The sequence below is a fragment of the Clostridium sp. AF19-22AC genome, from assembly GCF_003479085.1.
Lineage (GTDB): Bacteria > Bacillota > Clostridia > Lachnospirales > Lachnospiraceae > Faecalicatena_A > Faecalicatena_A orotica.
The window spans coordinates 1-20,830 of sequence record NZ_QUGN01000036.1 but is presented as its reverse complement, the minus strand read 5'-3'; the positions used below and the strand labels follow the sequence as shown (position 1 = coordinate 20,830).

17 protein-coding genes and 3 pseudogenes are annotated in these 20,830 nt (G+C 38.1%); 5 read left to right on the top strand and 15 right to left on the bottom strand.

Going from position 1 to position 20,830, the window contains the following annotated elements:
• Positions 1-9: 9 nt before the first annotated feature.
• The 6 genes from DWX43_RS25280 to DWX43_RS25255 all read right to left on the bottom strand — a co-directional run bounded on the left by DWX43_RS25280 (position 10) and on the right by DWX43_RS25255 (position 8,115).
• Positions 10-1,503: an ATP-binding cassette domain-containing protein gene (locus tag DWX43_RS25280; RefSeq protein ID WP_118622697.1), complete on the bottom strand. Its 1,494-nt coding sequence runs from the start codon at positions 1,501-1,503 to the stop codon at positions 10-12.
• A gap of 76 nt (positions 1,504-1,579) precedes the next feature.
• Positions 1,580-2,668, bottom strand: a complete 1,089-nt coding sequence (locus DWX43_RS25275) for a galactose ABC transporter substrate-binding protein (RefSeq protein WP_182440821.1) — start codon at positions 2,666-2,668, stop codon at positions 1,580-1,582.
• 591 nt (positions 2,669-3,259) lie between these two features.
• Entirely contained in the window at positions 3,260-4,720 is a 1,461-nt protein-coding gene (locus DWX43_RS25270; RefSeq protein ID WP_118622693.1) for a hypothetical protein, read from the bottom strand.
• Positions 4,717-5,769 carry a sensor histidine kinase gene (locus tag DWX43_RS25265; RefSeq protein ID WP_118622691.1) on the bottom strand — a complete coding sequence of 351 codons (1,053 nt, stop codon included), beginning with the start codon at positions 5,767-5,769 and terminating at the stop codon, positions 4,717-4,719. The genes DWX43_RS25270 and DWX43_RS25265 overlap by 4 nt, the downstream gene beginning before the upstream one ends.
• A 32-nt stretch (positions 5,770-5,801) precedes the next feature.
• Positions 5,802-7,400, bottom strand: coding sequence for a response regulator (locus tag DWX43_RS25260; RefSeq protein WP_182440820.1), 1,599 nt, complete (start codon positions 7,398-7,400; stop codon positions 5,802-5,804).
• A 427-nt stretch (positions 7,401-7,827) separates the two neighbouring features.
• Positions 7,828-8,115 carry a hypothetical protein gene (locus tag DWX43_RS25255; protein ID WP_118622687.1) on the bottom strand — a complete coding sequence of 96 codons (288 nt, stop codon included), beginning with the start codon at positions 8,113-8,115 and terminating at the stop codon, positions 7,828-7,830.
• A gap of 258 nt (positions 8,116-8,373) precedes the next feature.
• Between DWX43_RS25255 and DWX43_RS25250 the strand changes: the two genes are divergently transcribed.
• A complete protein-coding gene (locus tag DWX43_RS25250; RefSeq protein ID WP_118622685.1) occupies positions 8,374-8,616 on the top strand; it encodes a helix-turn-helix transcriptional regulator in 243 nt (80 codons plus the stop codon).
• 121 nt (positions 8,617-8,737) lie between these two features.
• Here DWX43_RS25250 and DWX43_RS25245 read toward each other — a convergent pair whose 3' ends face one another.
• Positions 8,738-9,022, bottom strand: a complete 285-nt coding sequence (locus DWX43_RS25245; RefSeq protein WP_118622683.1) for a hypothetical protein — start codon at positions 9,020-9,022, stop codon at positions 8,738-8,740.
• A gap of 24 nt (positions 9,023-9,046) precedes the next feature.
• Here DWX43_RS25245 and DWX43_RS25240 point away from each other — a divergent pair.
• A pseudogene (locus tag DWX43_RS25240) lies at positions 9,047-9,584 on the top strand (DNA polymerase); the annotation flags it as partial.
• A 58-nt stretch (positions 9,585-9,642) separates the two neighbouring features.
• Here the strand turns inward: DWX43_RS25240 and DWX43_RS25235 are convergent.
• Positions 9,643-10,338, bottom strand: a complete 696-nt coding sequence (locus tag DWX43_RS25235) for a hypothetical protein (protein WP_118622681.1) — start codon at positions 10,336-10,338, stop codon at positions 9,643-9,645.
• Positions 10,339-10,774: 436 nt separating this feature from the next.
• Between DWX43_RS25235 and DWX43_RS25230 the strand changes: the two genes are divergently transcribed.
• Genes DWX43_RS25230 through DWX43_RS25220 form a run of 3 tightly spaced genes read left to right on the top strand, consistent with a single transcriptional unit; the run spans position 10,775 to position 15,026 of the window.
• Positions 10,775-12,031 carry a hypothetical protein gene (locus tag DWX43_RS25230; RefSeq protein ID WP_118622679.1) on the top strand — a complete coding sequence of 419 codons (1,257 nt, stop codon included), beginning with the start codon at positions 10,775-10,777 and terminating at the stop codon, positions 12,029-12,031.
• A 15-nt stretch (positions 12,032-12,046) separates the two neighbouring features.
• A complete protein-coding gene (locus tag DWX43_RS25225; RefSeq protein ID WP_118622677.1) occupies positions 12,047-14,839 on the top strand; it encodes an AAA family ATPase in 2,793 nt (930 codons plus the stop codon).
• Entirely contained in the window at positions 14,823-15,026 is a 204-nt protein-coding gene (locus DWX43_RS25220; RefSeq protein WP_118622675.1) for a helix-turn-helix domain-containing protein, read from the top strand. The genes DWX43_RS25225 and DWX43_RS25220 overlap by 17 nt, the downstream gene beginning before the upstream one ends.
• Here the strand turns inward: DWX43_RS25220 and DWX43_RS27490 are convergent.
• The 7 genes and pseudogenes from DWX43_RS27490 to DWX43_RS25185 all read right to left on the bottom strand — a co-directional run.
• Positions 14,964-15,206: pseudogene (locus DWX43_RS27490) on the bottom strand (transposase); the annotation flags it as partial. The gene DWX43_RS25220 and the pseudogene DWX43_RS27490 sit on opposite strands and share 63 nt — an antisense overlap.
• 43 nt (positions 15,207-15,249) lie before the next feature.
• Positions 15,250-15,501, bottom strand: a complete 252-nt coding sequence (locus DWX43_RS25210; protein ID WP_243099472.1) for a hypothetical protein — start codon at positions 15,499-15,501, stop codon at positions 15,250-15,252.
• A gap of 120 nt (positions 15,502-15,621) precedes the next feature.
• Positions 15,622-16,513: pseudogene (locus tag DWX43_RS25205) on the bottom strand (IS256 family transposase); the annotation flags it as partial.
• A 99-nt stretch (positions 16,514-16,612) separates the two neighbouring features.
• Entirely contained in the window at positions 16,613-17,287 is a 675-nt protein-coding gene (locus DWX43_RS25200; protein WP_118622673.1) for a hypothetical protein, read from the bottom strand.
• A gap of 60 nt (positions 17,288-17,347) precedes the next feature.
• Positions 17,348-18,040 carry a hypothetical protein gene (locus tag DWX43_RS25195; RefSeq protein ID WP_118622671.1) on the bottom strand — a complete coding sequence of 231 codons (693 nt, stop codon included), beginning with the start codon at positions 18,038-18,040 and terminating at the stop codon, positions 17,348-17,350.
• Positions 18,041-18,196: 156 nt separating this feature from the next.
• Positions 18,197-19,291 (bottom strand): hypothetical protein, encoded by a 1,095-nt coding sequence (locus DWX43_RS25190; RefSeq protein WP_118622669.1) that lies wholly within the window; start codon positions 19,289-19,291, stop codon positions 18,197-18,199.
• Entirely contained in the window at positions 19,260-20,453 is a 1,194-nt protein-coding gene (locus DWX43_RS25185) for a hypothetical protein (protein WP_118622667.1), read from the bottom strand. The genes DWX43_RS25190 and DWX43_RS25185 overlap by 32 nt, the downstream gene beginning before the upstream one ends.
• Between the last annotated feature and the right edge of the window lie 377 nt (positions 20,454-20,830).

The window sequence follows — 20,830 nt, the reverse complement described above, 5'->3', positions numbered from 1 at the left end:
TCCGCCAGCCTATATATACTTCGCCGCCGCTTCCATTACCTCTACCTGCCCCACTTCATTGGTCTGTAATGTTGCCGCCTGACGGCCATTACTCATAACTACAATCCTGTCTGAAATCCCAAAAAGTTCCGGCATTTCTGAGCTTACCACAATGATTCCTTTGCCCTGTGCAGCCAAATCATTAATCAGCTGGTATATTTCGAACTTTGCACCGACATCAATTCCTCTCGTTGGCTCATCCAGAAGCAGAATTTCCGGATTTGTCAACAGCCACCTTCCCAAAATCACTTTTTGCTGATTACCGCCGGACAGGTTGCCAATCTGTGTTTTCTCTGACGGTGTTTTTACCTTCATAGCCGCTACCATTCTATCCGTATCATTTTTCATGGCCGTATCCTTTAGAAGCCCATGACCGGCATAGGATTTCATATTGGCGATTGTCATATTGAACCTGACACTCAATCCCCCAAAAATTCCGTCCAGCCTCCGTTCTTCCGTTAGCATTGCAAACCCGTTCGCCATAGCTTCTCTTGGACTTCTATTTTCTATCTTCCTGCCGTTTACGATAATCTCACCCCCGCCTTTTTGCCGAAGCCCGAATATCGTTTCTAATACCTCTGTTCTCTTTGCTCCAACGAGGCCCGCAATACCAATGATCTCTCCCTTATGTAATTCAAAACTCACCTTTTCGAAGCACGGCGCCAAGGTGGAAAGCTCTTTTACTTCCATCAGTACATCTCCGATTTCAGCAGTTTTTTCCGGATAGCGGTCCTTCAATTCTCTGCCGACCATCATCTGGATAATCACATCAATCGTCAGTTTTCTGGCAGGTTCCGTGCCAATCCACCTGCCGTCCCTCATGACAGTCACATCATTGGAAATCCTCAGAATTTCTTCCATCTTGTGTGAAATATAAATGATACTGCTTCCCTTATTTACCAGTTTATTGATAATGCGGAAAAGATGCTCTACCTCAACCTCGGTAAGGGAGGAAGTGGGCTCATCCATTACAATGATTTTAGAATCATATGAAACCGCTTTTGCAATCTCAATCATCTGCTTCTGGGATACCTTCAGCGTCCCCATTTTTACCCTCGGATCTACCTCAATCTCCAGATCATCAAATATTTTCTTTGTTTCTTCATACATCTTCTTATCATCAATCAGCCCATGTTTTCTGGGATATCTGCCCAGCCACAGGTTTTCCATTACAGTCTGGTTCAATACCTGATTGAGTTCTTGATGTACCATAGACACCTGATTATTCAGTGCTTCTGAAGGACTATGGAAAGCCACCTCCTTCCCATCAAGAATAATACTTCCGCTGTCCATTGAATAAATTCCAAACAGGCACTTCATCAGTGTGGATTTCCCCGCCCCGTTTTCACCCATCAGTGAGTGTACAGTCCCGGGACGCACACAGAGTGTAACGTCATCTAAGGCTTTCACACCAGGAAAGGATTTTGTGATATGCCTCATTTCCAGAATATACTTTGTTTCCATTGCCTTCCTTCCCTTCCATGCTCTTTTCGCTTTACTGTGCACCCCCTATGGGCGTGCACAGTAACCTTTTCATTCTTTATTCAGCGTATGTTGCCTCTGCCTCATCGAGATTTTCCTGAGTGACTGCCTTATATGGAACACGCACTGCCTTTGCGCCTTCTTCCATTTCCAGACCGTCAATTCCATCCATGACGTCTTTTCCATTCACAAGGTTTTCAGCTATCTTTACAATCGTCTGTCCCTGTGTTTTTGCATCCTGTAAGACAGATCCGGTAACTTCCCCACTCTTAATTTTAGATAAAATTTCAGGAAGTGCATCAATTCCATAAATCGGGATATACTTGCTGCTCGACTCTCCGTCTTCATTAAATCCTGCTGCTTCTACGGATGCCAGTGCCCCCAATGCCATCGCATCATTTCCTGCTGCACAGCACTCAATCTCATCCCCGTATTTGGATACCCATGCATCCATCTTCTCCTTTGCATTCGCTGTTACCCACATTCCGGTGTCTTCTGCAAGGACTTCAATCTTAATGCCCGCCTCTTCAATTGTCTTCTTTAAATATTCGCTTCTTGGCTGTGCTGCAGTATGCCCCGGATCTCCCATCAGATAAACTAACTGCAGGACTCCGTCTCCGTTCTTATCCATCTCAGGATGTGCATTCCAATAATCTATAATCATTTCCGCCTGAATCTTTGCCCCATAATCCCCACCTGTAGAGGTAACCTGATAGGCGTTTTCATAGGAATTGATAACATCCTGGTCTGTGATTTCCTTATTGAAGAAAATAATCGGGATGTCTCCTGCATCCTTACACTTCTGAATCAAAGAAGGTGCGGCCGTCACATCACACACAGAAACCGCAACTGCGCTTGCACCTTTGGCAAGCATCGTATCAACCTGATTATTCTGGGTGGACTGGTCATTCTGACCGTCTTCAATATTTGTCGTAAATACACCCTTGCATGCATTGGAGATTGCCTTTCCGATATAAGAGTTAAAATTATCCGACGCAGAATAAATCCCTGCCCCGAGAATCTTTTCCTCACCGGCATCGTCCGTTCCCTTCTTACTGTCACCTTCATTCCCGCCGCCTCCTGAGCAGGCCGTCAGAGCCACTACCATCGCAACACTCATCAATACACTTACAAACCTTTTCTTCATAACCTTTTTCCTCCATTTTCTTGTAATTTGTTCTTTGTATCTGACTATTGTTCTATCAGATACGTCATTTTGTACAACAATCATATGTTTTTTGCCCCATTCCTTCAACTTTCTTTATTTAGATTAGGGGGGACATTCTTTAGCTTTTGTATTTATTGTATAAAAATCCACATTCTCACATCAAAATTTTGATTAATACGCCAAACCCATACAGAATATCCAGCAAACGGGCTCCAGCCTCGTTGGCGGACAGAGCCGCAGATTCTTTCCTGCCGGCCGGATGAACCAGCCTGCCGTGGAATGGGGCGGGGTTCTGGCGGATACGTATGGCCTGTTTGGAATACATAAAGGAAACTTAGCAGCAGTTAGGGGAAACACGCAAAAGCAGACGGAGAAAAGTTAATTACCAAATTAACTTTTCAGACCGCCTGAGATGCCTAATCACCAGATTAGGCATTGAATGCGGCCGGTGCCGTCTGCTTTTGCGCGTTTCCTCTTACTGCTGCTTAGTGAAACGGCCTGTATTCCAAACAGGCCATACATATCCGCCAGAGCCCCGCCCTATTCCACGGCAGGCGCCCCCCTCCGAAACTAAAGCTCTCCCTCTTTCCCTATCATTCCCCATATTTCTTTTTCTTCCATATATTTCCCACGGTAATAATATAGGGATTTCCCGGGGATTTTCCCCATAGTGTATAAATTGGAAGTCAATATCAATATACTGATGCCCCTTTTTTGCAAAACCCGTATCATTTTCATTGTCAGATTCTGCATATTGATATCTATGTCAGCAAATGGATTGTGGCAGATTAATACCTTCGGCATATAGAGAAGCCATTTTTCGTAGACCATTTTCTGCCTTTCCAAGCTATTCATGTTCTTCACTTTTCTCATATCCAGATGCATTTCTTTGATGTATTCTTCCACACTCTGTGAATACTTCCTGAACATCCAGTACCCGCTTACTTTTTCCTGAAGGGGCATGCTCATGTTTTCAAGAATGGAAATATTGTCCATCAACTCATTCTGGTATGGTTTTTCCAGTATAAATCCGATGCCCTCCCTCACGGAATCTGACATGTTCCGAATCCTGAGAGGCTTATTTCCCAATGATATCTCTCCGCTTACCCGGCGCACTTCCCCGGAAAAGATACCCCATATATGTTCCTTCGTCTGTTCGTCAGAATAATAAATCTTTTGGATTTCCCCTGCTTCGATATCAAGGTTAAAGTTCTGCAGGTATTCTGTATTGACCCGTTTAGCTGTCAATATGCTCCCACTTTCCTTTGAGGGTGGTTTAGAAAAGTGTGTCATGAGCTTGTCAGGCTTTCCACTTTCATTAATTAAAACCTGCAGAATCTGGTTCAGTCCCTTTTTCTGTATCATTAGCTGTGACATTGCTATCGTTCTGCCATTCTGGACAAGTACCATCCGGTCCAGATGACTAATCCCAACCTCTTCGAACCCGGCAATCACCAAAAAAGTCATCTCTTCCTTTGTCTGGTCCATGAATGCAAACAACTCTTCTGTCTCCGGTTTTGTCAGTGCCCCGACGACATCTTCCAGTACAACTATTTTCTTTCTTCCAACGTAAGCTTTTAAAAGCTCTATCATGATCCGTTCTTTAATAGACAGCTCATACATTTTATCCGGGATTTCTGAAAGGATATGAAATTGCTGTTTTAATGTTTCAAACTGCTTTTTATAACTTTTTTGGCTGATAAAACAGCTTTTATCCGAAAATAGGAAAATATTATCCTCAATGCTCACAGATGGAATCAGACCACTTTTGCGCCCGATAACAGCAGTATATTTTGATAACTTTTTAGATGCTGCATCAAAAGTCTGTTTCTGCTCCTCCAGACTAATCTGCCCGGAAGAAAGCATGCGTTCCCCCAGAAGAAGTTCCAGAAAGAAGCGCTGTTCCATCAGGTTGTCGAATGCAAGTCCTGCAATCTCCCCGGCGAATAACTGCAGGGATAAGTCCTTAAATACCGGAATGCCATCCTGTACCATGCTTCCGTTTTCTATTACAATTACCTCACGTTTCATAAGCGCTCCCCTTTTTCAGGTGATCCGGGATAGTCTTTATCGCTTTCACTGATAAACGGGACACTGACCTGGACTTCGGTCCCGACACCGGGTATACTGAAAATATGCAAGCCGTATTCCTCTCCGAAAAGAAGCTTAATCCGCCTGCTTACATTCGTCAGGGCAATGCTCCCCTTTTTCTTTTCTGCCGGTTTTTCCTCAGGCCTCACCAGCCTTTCATTCAACTTCTGGAGCTCATTTTCCGGGATCCCCACGCCATCATCCTGTATACTGATAAGTAGTTTACTCTGCGTACTGTCGATTGAAATCAGTACAAGCCCTCCGGTATCCTTAGATTCCAGTCCATGAAAAACTGCATTTTCCACGATTGGCTGCAGCGTCAGTTTCGGAACTTTACATTGAAGCACCTTTGCGTAATCTTCCGGGAAGTCGACCTGAAGACACAGTCTCTCGCCAAACCTGTACTTCTGAATTTTAAAATAATTTTCTATATTCTCCAGTTCATCTTCAAGAGCCACCAGATTCCCTGTGTCGGAAATTGTATAACGGAAAAATGTCGACAGGGCCTCCGTAGTATCCGCTATCTCATCCATTCCCTCTGATAAGGCATCCCCCCTGATCGCTTCCAGTGTATTATAGAGGAAATGCGGGTTAATCTGATTTTGAAGTGCTAACAGCTCCGCATGCTTAGTCGAAAGCTGTATGATATTCTGTTTATCCAGTATCTTGTCAAATTGCTGCCATACCTCTTTTTCACCACTGTACAGCTGGTATTCACAATCGAGCAGTTCCTCATATTGACGGCTGTGTATAAAATTCTCTAATTTTGCCATATGTTTCTTATACGGATGGATCAGTGTCTGATAAACAAACCTGCATAAGATACCGGCCACAGCAATATCGGCCGCTGTCAGTACAATAAACTGTACACCCGATATATTCCGGCAGAGAAAAAGCGCTAAACCGGCTATCTCAAATATACAGGCGAATCCTATACATAAGCCGTAAATCATAAAACATGCGCGTCTGAACAAAATTTTCTTTTTCATATCTGTCTCCTGCTGGTTTTTGAATCCGCACACTAATAATATAATTTTCTGAATTCGGAAGGACTTAATCCTGTGTTTTTCTTGAATAGCTTTGAAAAATACTTTAAATCCCCATATCCGACAGAAGAAGCTATTTCAGCGATATCGTAATCTGTCTGCATCAGATAGTTCTTAGCCTTCTGCATCCGAAGTTCCGTTACATATTCTAAGAAATTTTTACCGGTCTCTTTCTTAAACAAGGTTGAAAAATAAGCCGGATTGAATCCGATCTGCTCACTGACACACTCCAACGTAATATTCATGCTGAAATGGTCATAGATATACTGCTTCGCATCCCGTATAGGTCTGGATACGGCATCTTTCTTATTCTCTATGTAAAGCTCGTATTCGGACTTAATAACTGCTGTCATCCACTCGAATACTTCCTCATATGTTTTCCTCTTCTTAAATTGCAGGATGTAGTCCGGGAAGACCGCAACACCAAAGGATTTCATCCCAAACTGCAGTATTTGTATCAGTTCACAATAACATCTATATATGAACTTTCCATCCTTCCGGTACGGCTTTAACCTCTTTTCTATGCTCAGAATCTGCTTTTCTACCCCTTCCACATCCAGCCGCTCCTGACATGCCAGAATATCACTCCGTTTCTGTATATCAATCAAGTCACTGACTTCCAGACTTTGTTCCTGCTCCTGATACCACATACAATAAGATGAATTTTCACCCATTCGGTTTAATAACGCTTCGTCTGATTCCTCAATACACCTCCCTATTTGGGAAATATCCTCCGCGCTCCTCCCGATCCCAGCAATCAGCTGCACCTCCTCAATCATATCTGAAAGATTGGACATATCAATCTTAATGTGCTTTAACTGCCTCTCTATTTCTGCACAATCCTCTGAGATAGAATTTATCATGCAGACCACCTCTTCTTCAAAGACAGTACAGATAACTTCCTGACAACAGCACGAAAGCCTCTCTTTCGCCAGCTGATTCAATTTTTTCAGGAAAAAACTTATGATTTCATCTGATATGCCGCTTCCACCAAAGAATGGGTGGAGTCTGACAACATTAAAAAAACCATCCACAAAAGCTGTTCCATGCTGTTGGTTGATCTCTTCTAAATTTGTATCTTTAAGGGCTAATATAGCATTTTTATTTGTCAGCAGTAAAACCAAAAGATTTTCTTTTGCCTGCTTCCGGGAAGCATCTGCCAATACCCTGATCTTCTCCCGCTCCTTCTCATCCGCCATACTGGATTCGTACTGTTCCTTAATCCCATGAAGGGTATTTTCTAACTCTCTTTTCTTCAATGGCTTCAGCAAATAATCCTTCACCCCGTATTTAATCGCCTTCTGGGCATATTCAAACTGGCTGTAGCCACTGATGACAATAAAGCTAATCGCCGGAAACAGCTCCTTGCTTCTCCGAATCAACTCCAATCCGTCATAATTAGGCATCCGGATATCCGTAATCACAATATCCGGCTGTTTACTGCATACTAAATCCAAAGCCGTCTTACCGTCATTGACAACTCCCACGATCTCCATTCCAAATTCATCCCAGTCCACTAAATGCTGTATCAATTTACATACCTTGGGTTCATCATCTGCAATCAAAACTTTCATGTCAGCCTGTCTCCTATTTTCCACACCGTTTTCCCCACTTCCGTCTTCAAAGATAAATTTCATGGGTTTGTGCTGTAACCATACTTCATTCTGAACAGTTACTTTAAATTTAATTATAGCAAAAAAAAGATATAATTCACAATTATTTTTGCTTTGTTTCATTTATCCAGTTTTTTCCTTTTACTGTAATTAAAAAAGACATACCGTAAAAAATGTTACGTTATGTCTTTCATAATCACAAAACTGTCAGATTGGGAGATATTGGAACAGCATTATGAAGTTTGGAAGCATTGCCAGTTGAAATGTGATTAAGCATTGTTTACATGGAAGGCTCTCCATGAAATTTTTCTTTTCCTGTGCAGGGGGCAGTAAGAGTAAAAGAGGATACTTTACAATATTGTTTACCGATTGATACACCATCAAAAAATCATCCCTCTGTCACGCCAAACTGCTTGAGAATCTCATATGCATCTAACATTTCTGCCATATATGTATTCACATTGTAGTCAAATTCTACTTCACCTTTTCTTGCAATTAAAGTATCTACAATATTTCTCTGCTCTTCTGACAGTTCTAGTGCATCAACAGCTTTGAGTGCTTCTTTTTCTTCTTTGAACCGTTTTTGATATTCTGTGTCATTTTCTAGTAATTCATTTAAAGTACGATTCTTCATACCGTCAGCTGCCAGCTTTAACACTTCCTTTACTTCACTCATTTCTAGTCTTGTTTCGTAATCCCTGTTGTCTTCGTTTGGTGCACACCCAAAAAGCAGATAATCAGCCACTCCCTTATGGTGGCACGTTTGAATATATCTTCCGTGAATTTCATTCTTCCCCTCTCTTTATATTAAGGGTATGTGGTTGACTTACCACACTTTATTTCTTCACGTCAACCGTGTACCATTAGCCTTTACTTTTAAATACTTCTATACTCGTATAACCGTACAAAGTTAAGAGGGGAGGGAAGAATCACTATGACATATTCAGACGCTATAATTAAACGATTAACAGAATTATGTATGGAAAAAGATATTACGGTCAACAGACTTGCCACTCTGTCAGGAATCACACAGTCTACTGTAGATAATCTGATGAAGGGCAAGACAAAGAATCCTAAATTGAAAACACTTCACAAATTAGCGGTGGGATTGGGTATGACTGTTTCTGAACTGTTGGATTTTCCAGAAATGAATGAGACTGCTTTTGAGGATGAATAATATTTGGTAGATTAGAAATCTAATTATAACTGCAACCGGGCATCATGATTCATTTAAAGGTAATGAGAATAAAGAATCAGGTCACCCTAATGGTTGAATTCCATAAGGTGACTTGCTCCTTTTATTCTGCCTTGCTTTCTGGTAGATAGTATATCTTACCATCTTTTGCAATTAGTTGAACATCCTCGCCATACAAAGTCGTTGTGTCTTGATGATGTTTTTCGTATCCGGATGCCTGTGTAGTAATCATACTTGCAGTACTTTTTTCAATAGCCCTAAAGTTAAATTCTTCATTGAACAATCCCGGAATAAAGTGGACAACGCCATCAAATCCAGTTCTTTTCCGTTTACCGTCCTCTGCACTAATTGTTAATCGTTTCGCTGTTTCCTTATGCCAAGTACTCAATCTTCCTTGCGTGTCTGCTACCTGTTGTGTATGCTATATGATGATATCCCAGATACCCTTTCCCTGCTTATCCGTACTGCTTTCATTGCAAAACCGGGATACAAATTCTATGTGGCAGACTTTAGTGCAATCGAAGCTCGCGTCATTGCTCACCTAGCCGGAGAATCATGGCGTGCTGAAGTATTCAAAAATAGCGGTGACATTTACTGTGCATCCGCAAGTCAGATGTTTCATGTGCCAGTTGAGAAACATGGTATAAACGGTCACCTTCGTCAAAAAGGTAAAATCGCAGCTCTTTGGTGGGACTTTGATACAGCCATCAAAAATGCAATCAAGATGCACTGCAGCACTGCCTCTCATGGTATTAAGTTCACCTGGCGTAGCGGAATGTTATTCATTACTCTTCCATCCGGTAGAACAACCGCCTACGTCAAACCTCGTATTGTCGAGAACAAGTTCGGTGGAAGTACTCTGTAAACAGATGGCAAAAACGCCAGACTGGATGCCGGACATTCTTCTTCGTGCTGATGGATATATTACAGACTTCTATAAAAAAGACTAACCAAAAAGGACGGTATGTTTCCTCTATTGTGAGGTACACACCGTCCTTATTTCAAATCTTAATCAAGAAAATTTTTAGTATAAATCTTTTGAACCTCCTTAATGACCTTATCGATAATAGCATATCCCTGTGACTTTGCTCCCCCCAAATCTACAGCATTTAAGATTTCACCCTTCTGGTAACCTTCATAATGCATAGAAAAGATCTGTGGGTATCTTTCATCAAGAACTCTAAGCTCATCCAAGATAAAATTAAGCGTCTCAAGTACATCTGCCTTGTCAGCATCCTCTGTGGTACCGGTATAATCCATTCCTCCTTCTTCCTCACCTTCTCCATCGAGCCCTTCCATAATTTCATCGAGTGATGAGTACAATGTTGTAAAAATCTTGGCATCGAATTTTCCGTAATACTTACATCCATTACAGTCCTTGCGATCACAAAGTGTATAGGCACCTTTACCGTTTGGAATGTAGCATGGCTTCTTTCTATACTTCTCCAGATAATCATTCACATCTCTGTTAAAGAGTTTCATCCAATCTGCTACATTCTCTTCATTGATTGGAAAAAAGCCAACCTTTACCTTCTTCCCTCCATACTTCCAGATCTCCAGATTCTCTTTGATTACTTCCGGGTTTCTAACAATCTCATCACTAATTCTGAATGGCACCAGAACTTCTCCTTCAATACATGCCACTCCATTGTATGGCTTTTTGTTACTGTAATCTTTTCCAAATTTTTTACTCGTTTTTTCCATCTTTGTCCTCGCTTTCCTTCCCGGCTGGTAAGGTTGCGAGGAAACAAAAAATGAGCCGATACAATGAAGTACCGACTCTTAGACAGCATAATTACGCATGACGAAATAAGGGTACTCCTATGTACCTCTATCTTTTTTACTGATAGAAGCTCATATTTGTACCTCGCACCGTATTACGTAATTCAGGCCGAGATATACATTTTTACTTGAAGAAACTTATTGCTTTCGCGATATATTCTTTACGTTTGCAACATTTAATCCTCCGTTAATAGAAACCTATATCGCTTCATGGTATAATGGTGAATAAATAGAAGCTACATAAAGAACGCTTACGTTCCTTCTATGCTTAAAACTATCGTTGCTCCAGTTACTGTCAATGCTCAAAGCACCCCTTTTCAGTTACTTGAGTTACTTTCGCTAAAGGAGATGAAAAATAATGGATTATCCATATTTGTGCGGAGGAGTCTTTTTCCTTTTGTTGGGACAGGCGACACACAAAAATGGTTCCTCTAAGGACCATACAAATGGAATTAAAGATAATCATTCGAATACAAAGGTTACCGTTGACTTAATATACGCTTTATCAGAGGGGACATATTATCCAGAAGCCCCAAAGGATATTTCGAACTATAGAAATTGCAAGTCCGAGGGAAGTATTAATGTACCGTTTAACGACACAGCCTTTGCTCAAAGCTATGACTACCTGGTAAAAAACAAATACTCCGACGCCCTAAAAAGGATGTCGGAGTTTAATGAGATGCATATTGATTACAGCAAATCCACCTGGCTAGTTACAGCTCTACTTGATGTCATTGAAAACGATCATAGCATCATGGAATCTGATAACTTCTTTATTCAAGAGACCGGGTTATCTGTAAAAAAAGCTGATATTCGTAATATGACTGATTTTACTTTTCAGTCATTTCTTGTTGGAGTATTACATTACATTCTCATGTATCGTGGCAATAAAAATAGTCTGGGAATTACAACACTGGACGCCTGGAGCACACAAGCTCCTCGTAAACCTCGTATATATAATGGAAATGCAGGTGATGCTGTTAATCGTGCCATCAACGTAACATTATGGTCTCCACAAACAAATACCGCCCCAGTATCTGAGGCTCATATCCACGCGACCAATGATCCAACACCTCATGAGATTATAAATAATCAGATACTGAAAATTGGACAAATTATGGCAGATAAATTTGCCCAGGTTGAAAAAGCAATGGCAGACGAGATCACTGTAAAAAACGCTGAAAGAATACAGTTTGGTACCACTGCTGATAACAAAACTAACGTGGGCGCTCCATATACTTCAGAAGATGTCATGTTACTCCAGGAATTCACCAATGATTATGACGATATAATGCTCTCTATAATAAAAGAGAACTATGGTGACTCTCTGATCGACATGACAATCCCTGCAAGGATAAAGAATCTATATCAAACAAAATGGAATAACAAGGCAAATGAGTTTCAAGATCCAAGTTTGAAATCATATGCTTTTGCCCTGCTTGGAGAATTAGACAAACTAGAAAATAGTTTCTCTGGAAACAGCAATACTTCGCCTTTACTTAGAACTGCAAGGAAGAAAATACGTAATTTATACATAAAACTCCATCCTGGGAATGACTCTGCATCTTTTCCATACGATGCCTTTATAGATGATTGGGACGATGGAGAATTTTAGAAAAGGAGTGATTAAATGCCATCATTAGATGATTCTATTCGAAGAATAGACGACGTTATATGCCGACACCTGGATAATATTGAAAATTCATCACGCGGAGCTATTTCACAGGATATCCTTGAACAGCTAACGAAATTCACAGAACATATCATGCTTAAATTTTACGCTAATGGTTCTAACCTCCGGAGCTCAGAAGAAAATATAACTAAGGCAATCGAGCATGCTCAGGTAAATAGTGAATTAAGCTCTTTATATAAATTCCACAGTTTTCTACAGGTGGTAACAACGCAATACACACTAGACGAAGACGGCTCAGAGCGACTGATGTTGAAGTATTATCAGTATCTCTTGGAAGCAAAAATATTACTACAGCGCTATTTTGGAATTACAATTCTTCATAACCTGCATAAGTTTCCTCTCCGACTGGATGATACATTACAAGAGTATTATGCCAAAATATCAGAAAAAATCGAAAGGCATCCTGCAAACTTTAATGGATCAGGCAACAATAAATACTATGTACAAAAGATAAAGCCACTATTTGTAGATAGCAGAATATATTATGAAGTAACATTTACTCCTGTTGACGATAGAAAAAACAAGTCAAAAACAAACAGAGTAATAGCATTTACAAAATTACCTGTTACAAGTAATTATGCTTCTAAATTCCATTTAATAAATGAATCCATTGAGATTCTTGGAAAAACTATGCCTATCATTATTATTGATGGATGGGAAGTCTCTATCCGCGATTGTGAATTTCAAAATTTCATATCACTAATAATTGGAGAACGCAAACGTGTTCCGTATCCAGAACAGAGACTCATATGTGAATTTCTCACAAGAACTCAGTACTCTCTTAGTGACGTGATAGCTTTTCCGGATTTTGCATATGACCGACTGACAACAGAATGGAAAACACAACTTCGTTCTTCGATCTTTATTCCTGTTTTGGATCGATGTAAATATATCGTTCGCAGAGGCAGATCTGGTCAAAACATTCTACGCTATCTTCTTTATTGCATGAATAATGTCATCATAAAAAATCAACGAAGTAGCATAGAAAATAACAAGCTCTCAAATTTATACTTAATGAATGGTTGCAAACAATTTGATTCTCTTCCTTTTAACAGATCGCCAATCGGCCACAATCCAAAGCTAAGCGCAGTTTTTGATTGTATCCCTCGTGGGAACAGGCAACCAGAACTTTTTGCTAGATACATTAGAAACAATACTGAAGGAAAAGGACAATTATTTACAGATGTTGATGAAATTACAGGTTACACAAATATAATTGAGCTGAAAGATCAGTACAATGAAAGTCTCTGGTTTGGCCATCGGCCTAAAAGTGACCTTATGATCGAGCATAATCAGGTATTCATTAATGAGTATAAAATAGATACCTGTAAGATTATAGAAAAGCTGCAAGAACTATCGGAATCTGGTGTCGAAGGCTATCAAAACGATGTTGAAATGTGGCAGTTATTTGGTGATTACGAAATTGACTGTCCGGAGAAGAAGGACATAATTACCCGTATCTTTTCTGAGTCAAGAGTTGGTGTGATTTATGGTTCTGCTGGAGTAGGGAAATCAACATTAATAAATCATGTTTCCCATTATCTGAACGATGAAAGAAAACTGTATTTAACACAAACCAACCCTGCCAAAGAAAACTTAGTTCGGAATATCACGGCAGACAATACATATTTTTCCACGATTGAGAGCTTTAAAAATCAAAGTTCTTATACGCAATATGAGCTTCTTGTAATTGACGAATGTAGCACCGTTAGCAATAGTGATATGGTTAAGATCCTTGAGACTGCAAACTTCAATATGCTTCTTCTAGTCGGGGATACTTATCAAATAGATGCCATTCAATTTGGTAACTGGTTCTCTGTCTTAAGGACCTTTCTTCCATCAAGCGCGGTATTTGAACTCACAAATCCATATCGTACTACAGATGAGTATTTATTGGAGCTCTGGGACAAAGTACGAAATATGGATGAAACCGCAAAAGAAGTAATTGAAAGAGAAAGTTATTCACTGAAAGTGGATGAAACATTACTATCTTCATTGGAACCTGGCGAAGCGATTCTTTGTCTAAATTACGACGGACTATATGGTATAAACAACATCAATAGATTCCTCCAGGAAAGCAATCCTAACCCTACATTCCAATGGGATATACAACAATACAAAGTAGATGATCCTATTCTGTTTCTTGAATCAGACAGGTTCTTCCCTTTGATTCATAACAATATGAAAGGCATCATCAAAGGAATCGAAATTGTTGATGCTGGCACCCCTGAAGAGCGAATCCAGTTTGATGTAGAAATACCAAGATATGTAGATGAGAGTGATTTGACATTCTTCCCACTAGAATTTATTTCAAATTCTGAAGAAGATGAATCCTCGGTAGTTCGTTTCTATGTACATAAGTTAAAAAGTGCTGACGAGGATAGCGATGAACAAGGTTCTACTACTGTTGTTCCATTTCAGATTGCATATGCGGTATCGATTCATAAAGCTCAGGGACTTGAATATGATTCCGTAAAGATCGTTATAACGGATGAGGTTGAAGAACTCGTAACTCACAGTGTTTTCTATACTGCTATAACTCGCGCAAGAAATAAGCTGAAAATCTACTGGACACCTGAAGTAGAGGAAAAAGTTCTGAACAGAATTAAACCGCGTGATATCAGCAAAGACGTTGAAATGCTAAAGCACTATTTGCCTTCACATCAGACAGAGCAGGTATTTGACGATTTCGATTTTCTAGAGGAGGATCAATATGAGAATCAGTTATAATAAACTATGGAAATTGTTAATTGATAAAGAAATGAATAAGAATGATCTAAGAGAAGCCGCCGGAATAAGTGCTGCCTCAATTGCAAAACTTGGAAAAGGCGCAAACATCACCACCGACGTACTTCTAAAGATATGCGATGCACTGGATTGTAACCTCAATGACATTATGGAATCTATAAAGGATTAATATGAAAAAAAGCCGGTCAAAAGATCTATGTTTACCATAATCTTCTGATCGGCTGTCATCGGATGGAAATACTGTTTTGGATTTGGTCACTTTCCGCAGCTGACGATTAACCCCTTCGATCGCATTCGTAGTATAGATCAGGCGACGTACTGCCTCCGGGTACTTAAAATAAGTCGACAGGTTTGCCTAGTTGTCTTGTAAACGCAAAATGTCAAGATACTTGCTATTTTGCGTTTACTTCTGACTGGATAGGAGAAGAAGGAACTTCTATAAAATCTGGTGTGTTGTCAGCAGCTGCCAGAAAAGCTTCCCGAACTTTTCGGAGTCTCCAATAATAACTCGCTTTCGTCATGTCGTGCAGCTGGCACCATTCATCGATTTTCATACCCTGTGGGCGATTTTGGCAATCCCTGACCAGTTCGGCCCATTCACTCAAACGAGTTTGCTGTGCAACTAAACTTGTATGAGATTTCATAACTCACCTCCTGTAGTCTGGTCAAAAAAGTTGAGTACTAAACTATTTTGACTTTATAGTGATGAGTCTATTATCTCACATATGATAATTTTGAAAAAGTACTTACTATTTGGCGTTTACGTTGTCTTTCCAGGACTTGGCGATCTTGGGGTATTTTCCACTCCATTTTTCATCAAAACTGTCCAGCTCGGATAAAGCGATATCTTCCGTAGGCGCAGCATACACTCGTTTCAGATCTGACATCAGAGGCTTGATCTCTTTATAGGATACGAATTTCGTGGTATTACGGATCTGATGGATGATGCATTGTTGGATCTCTGTCTGTGGGTATACTGCCTCGACCGCCTGGGGGAATCCGGTCAGACTATCCACACATGCGATCAGGATATCTTCTACACCGCGGTTCCTCAGACCATTCAAGATAGACAGCCAAAACTTTGCACTTTCATTCTGGCCCACATCCATTTCCAAAACATCTTTTTTCCATCCATGTCGATACCTATAGCTATGTAGACCGCACGTTTTACGATCCGTCCTTCATGACGGACGTGATAATGTATGGCATCCATGAAGACCACCGCATAGATCTCCTCCAGGGGGCGTTCCTGCCATTCTTTTACGATGGGAAGGTTCTTGTCTGTGATACGGCTGATGGTGCTGTCAGAAATATCAATATCGTACAGATCTCTCATATGGCTTTCTATGTCACCGGTGGTCATTCCCTTCGCATACATGGAAATGATCTTATCCTCCATATCCTGGGTGACGGTATTCTGGTATTTTTTGACGACTTGAGGTTCAAATTCAACGTTACGGTCTCTGGGAATATCGATTTCCATATCTCCATAACTGGTATGCATCGTTTTACTGGAATGGCCGTCCGGCTGTTATGGGTATCTTTGTTTCTGTAATCATATTTGGAATAACCTAATTCTTCATCCATCTCGCCATCAAGAGTCCCTTCGAGGATAATGGACATCCTATCCCGCATGATCGCATTCACATCGCTGTCCGCATATGCTGCATCGTTTGTATATAGGCAATTTTATTTCCTCCGAGTCCCTTTTAATTTACATCATCAAAAAAGCATCCAGGCTGTCCTAGACGCTTTTCAATTCATATAAGGATTTATCACCTGTTTAGTAATCAGTGATTGAGCAACACCTGGGAACTGATCAAGCTCAGGTATAAAGTCCTTTTCTCCATTATATTTATACTTTTCACAACAATAAGATAGAGCATATTTATCTAAGTAGAAAGCCTCTATTGTAAAACAATATCCAGCAACCGCCTCGTACATTAACCTATTGCGTTTTAAGTCATTATAGATAAACATGTTATCACTGTAATTAAATAATTTATTTTCGATGTTTTCTTTCAAAAAGTGTAACGCCCCAAAAGGCGTATCTTTAATGATTCTGCCATATCTTAAGAATTCATTTCTGTCAATAAATCCCTTACTAAATGCGTCTGCTAAACGAGCCAAATATCTTACTTTTTCAGATATATCCATATCGTCGATAAGTTTTAATACAGCAAGGCCATATTCCTCACCATAATCACTTTCCACTAATATTTCTCCTATAACTCGTGCTCTTTTAAAATTTTCTTTACTACCATATTCCTCAAGAAATATCCTCAAATTGTATGTAAACATCTTATCTCTAATATTTCCTGGCAACTTCTCTATGCTTTCTATTAAATATAATATACTTGATGGATCTCCATGCATAGCATTGTCTATACTTACTGCAAAATCTATTATTTTATAAGTCTTTTCATTCATTTATAATCTCCGCCTATTTTGAAGGAATGTGCAACATTTTATATTAGCGCAACATATGAACTAAAAATCTTTGGTTATTTTGACAAGTTTTTTGTATAAATCAATATATTCCATAAAAGCATAACATATTCTTTCATAATATTCCCCCGTATTTACAATACAAAGTCCTATAGATGCTTTGGCTCCTTTTGGGGTAATTGTCTCTAAAATCCCTGGTTGTTCCTTATACATTTCAAAAATAATTGATTTTAGATTTGATTCATCCAACTTTCCAATTATACTTCTTATATTCTTATCTACGGTTCTATAAATTAACACTTCTAAAATTTTGTTATGTATAAAATCGCAATTTTTATACAACGCTTCCATCTTTGTGACTTCTTTTCTATTGTAAAAATCCTGTGTCCCATCTGTAAAAAGATTAACATCATTTAGCTGTTTTAGTATACTCTCTTTTTCTATAGTATTTTCAATGGAAAAGGACGGATAAATAATTTTAATAATACTTTCCATCTTTCTTTCAATAGTTTGCAATTTGGGATATATTAAATCCCGATTTTGTTTAGCCCTAATTTTTTCAGGTATAGCAACCTGCAATATATAAAATATATATGCTGCAATTATACTAAGAACAACCCCATATAACATTGAATCATGATTATTTACCATAAATTGAAAATTTTCATTTATTATCGGGATATCCACACAATATATTACAGATACAATCGCAATTACTGTTAATAATATAAACATATATCTCCTCCCAAATTTAAACTACAATTATAATAAACTAAACTTTTAAAGTTATCAACAAATATTAGTAAAATTATAGTTTCATATCAGAAAATATAGTTGCTTCAGAAAAAGAGACACCGAAGTGCCTCCCCTTATAACTACAATATCTAATAATTATTTTTTTTTAAACATTTCATATGTAGCATTTTTAGCATTCATCGTTAGCATATCCATCTTAAAACTTAAATACTCCAGTAAATTCACCCTTTTATCAACCAATATATTAAAATCATTATCTGATAAAGATAATAATAATTTCTGTTTACCAGATCCTTTGCAAATCAAGTAGTTATTATAAGCAATTAATCTATCCTCCGTACTTTCCGCTCCTCTCGAAATCACAATTCCTACTTGTGCTTCATTTGATGCCATAATATCAGATAGTTTATGAAAGTATGTGTTGGATGGCGTTTTTCCTTTACCAGATTTATCTAATTCATTTTTACACTCTATAATAAAATACGGTGTCAAATACTTCATTATTGTTGGAAAAATTGATGAACTTTGTGAAAAACGCATTGTACAATCAAATTGATTTGTATATGTCCTTATTCTATTCGTACCACTAACACTTTTAATCTGATTAAATAAGTATATAGAAAATCTTTCCAAGGCATCTCCTTTTTCCTTGGGCGTTTGAAATGATCCATCAAGTGCTATCTTTAACCGCATTAATTCTTTATATGCTGACTCCTCAGGACTATAATAAATAGAATATATTTCATTAGGATTATTAGCCAAAGAATCAGCAATGCTAAAATTTGGGAAATCTTCATTTTGATGGCCAAATCCCATTTTAGAAAAAATTGCATCTCTTATCCGTTCTTCCAAAACACCGGGGTCCTTTATTTTATTATAAGCAATCATAATGTTACTTTCTGTTATGATGAACTCATTATCACAATTATGACAATATGTGCTTTTTCCTAACATATTATATATATCTTTTTCGCTATAATCATTTAAATACATTTCACAATTTGTATTATCACAAAATAAGATGTATCTTTTTTCTAATATCTTTTCGCTAACAGCAAATTTTAATAGGACATCCGCAGTAGCATAATTAACCATAAACTTAGATGCAATAAAAGATGTTGTTATCCTTTTTGTTTCTCTATCTGAAGTTACAGTCAACCAATAGTCGACTTCCTCCAAAAATTGTTTATCCAACACATCAGTAATTTTCAAAAATTGTTTGTAGAACATTTTGTATATCCACCTCCTCTGGAAAATAAGACATTTTTAAATATCCCCAATCCTTTTTTATGACACTAAACTGTGCTGTAAAGGAAGTCAAATATCCTCTTTTTCTATTATAACATAAGTTTAATCTCTTACACATTTGAGTGTCTAATATATACTTTTTCCCGTCATAAAAAACATCTGTACACTGTAGTGGCATTTCTTTAGATGATGCTGTATCTATTTTTGTCATTTGTTTTGCATCGTCAGAACTAATCTTTATTAAATATGCTTCCCTATCTTCCTTAAAAACATCAATCATATCACCATTTATAGAAATATATTTTTCCAAAAATATCTCTATATCTTTTATGGCGCTCGGAATATTCTGGTTCTTCAATTCCATTCTTCTAAAAATCTCTTTTATATATTGTTTAGATATTTCTTCCAGTGATCTAACCTTATTATCTACGTCCAAAGGAATAAAAGAATATTTTTGATATAGTTTAAAAAGCATAGATTGCCACCTGTGCTTCGTTGATAAATCAATTAATTCTCCATTTAATAATATTATTATTCTACTTAGCAAAAATGTAATATCGTCCAATACCTTGGCTTTATTTTCTTTGAGTACAATACCAGCCTCATTGCATTCATATAATGTTGTTTTCGACTTTCCTCTTCCAACTATAAAATTTTCTTTTATATAAACCTCTATATATATCGGATATATTACTTTACGTCCTGGCTTATTTTCTATATCCCCTTCCAACATAAACTTCGAGAATATAAATTCAATTCTTTCTAAAATATTATTCTCATCATAATGCTTATGATAATTAACTAATTTGTATACATCACTGTTTTTAAATTTTATAACATCACTTTGATTATAATATGGATATTTATTCAACACAATATCATCCAAATGTTCTAATACATTTTCATCTATTATAATCCGTTTGAAGCAAAATTGTTTACTCCCCTCCTTTATGGATTCCAATAACCAATTATATACTTCCATATACCTTTCTTGTGTTACATCTTCGCCTGCGTATTCAATAACTTTATTAAATAACTCTTTTTTATTCTCACTTATTTTCATTTCATGTTTTTTACAAAAATTCTTAAGCTTTTCTGCACAAATGTAATCATTTACTATACTATCAGCTATTTCTACCATCATTATATCACTCCACATATAAGTCCCAACACCAAAACATCACCACAATTAAATTAATAATATACCATATTCTTACATTTATCAACAAATTGTAGACACGTTTTCAATTATATGTGGTATACTTTCATCCACCACAAAACGCCCCACACTTTCATGCAGGACGTTTTTTCTACATGTATGAAGGAGGTCATACATCCGAGAAACCACCATCGGACTATTGTTATAATTGTTCTATTATAATTATATCATATATAAAATGTTAATAGGGTTAATCTTTCAGATATCCAATAATAACCTAAAATGAAATTTTAAATTCCACTCCCTTATCTCCCAGTGGATTTTACTCTCGCACAGTTGATATTTACTCTTTCATATATTAG

Bases quoted from the DNA above. Each gene is read 5' to 3' on its own strand.
- DWX43_RS25280 (WP_118622697.1), bottom strand. From the start codon at position 1,503: ATGGAAACAAAGTATATTCTGGAAATGAGGCATATCACAAAATCCTTT.
- DWX43_RS25275 (WP_182440821.1), bottom strand. From the start codon at position 2,668: ATGAAGAAAAGGTTTGTAAGTGTATTGATGAGTGTTGCGATGGTAGTG.
- DWX43_RS25270 (WP_118622693.1), bottom strand. From the start codon at position 4,720: ATGAAACGTGAGGTAATTGTAATAGAAAACGGAAGCATGGTACAGGAT.
- DWX43_RS25265 (WP_118622691.1), bottom strand. From the start codon at position 5,769: ATGAAAAAGAAAATTTTGTTCAGACGCGCATGTTTTATGATTTACGGC.
- DWX43_RS25260 (WP_182440820.1), bottom strand. From the start codon at position 7,400: ATGAAAGTTTTGATTGCAGATGATGAACCCAAGGTATGTAAATTGATA.
- DWX43_RS25255 (WP_118622687.1), bottom strand. From the start codon at position 8,115: ATGAGTGAAGTAAAGGAAGTGTTAAAGCTGGCAGCTGACGGTATGAAG.
- DWX43_RS25250 (WP_118622685.1), top strand. From the start codon at position 8,374: ATGACATATTCAGACGCTATAATTAAACGATTAACAGAATTATGTATG.
- DWX43_RS25235 (WP_118622681.1), bottom strand. From the start codon at position 10,338: ATGGAAAAAACGAGTAAAAAATTTGGAAAAGATTACAGTAACAAAAAG.
- DWX43_RS25230 (WP_118622679.1), top strand. From the start codon at position 10,775: ATGGATTATCCATATTTGTGCGGAGGAGTCTTTTTCCTTTTGTTGGGA.
- DWX43_RS25225 (WP_118622677.1), top strand. From the start codon at position 12,047: ATGCCATCATTAGATGATTCTATTCGAAGAATAGACGACGTTATATGC.
- DWX43_RS25220 (WP_118622675.1), top strand. From the start codon at position 14,823: ATGAGAATCAGTTATAATAAACTATGGAAATTGTTAATTGATAAAGAA.
- DWX43_RS25210 (WP_243099472.1), bottom strand. From the start codon at position 15,501: ATGAAATCTCATACAAGTTTAGTTGCACAGCAAACTCGTTTGAGTGAA.
- DWX43_RS25200 (WP_118622673.1), bottom strand. From the start codon at position 17,287: ATGAATGAAAAGACTTATAAAATAATAGATTTTGCAGTAAGTATAGAC.
- DWX43_RS25195 (WP_118622671.1), bottom strand. From the start codon at position 18,040: ATGTTTATATTATTAACAGTAATTGCGATTGTATCTGTAATATATTGT.
- DWX43_RS25190 (WP_118622669.1), bottom strand. From the start codon at position 19,291: ATGTTCTACAAACAATTTTTGAAAATTACTGATGTGTTGGATAAACAA.
- DWX43_RS25185 (WP_118622667.1), bottom strand. From the start codon at position 20,453: ATGATGGTAGAAATAGCTGATAGTATAGTAAATGATTACATTTGTGCA.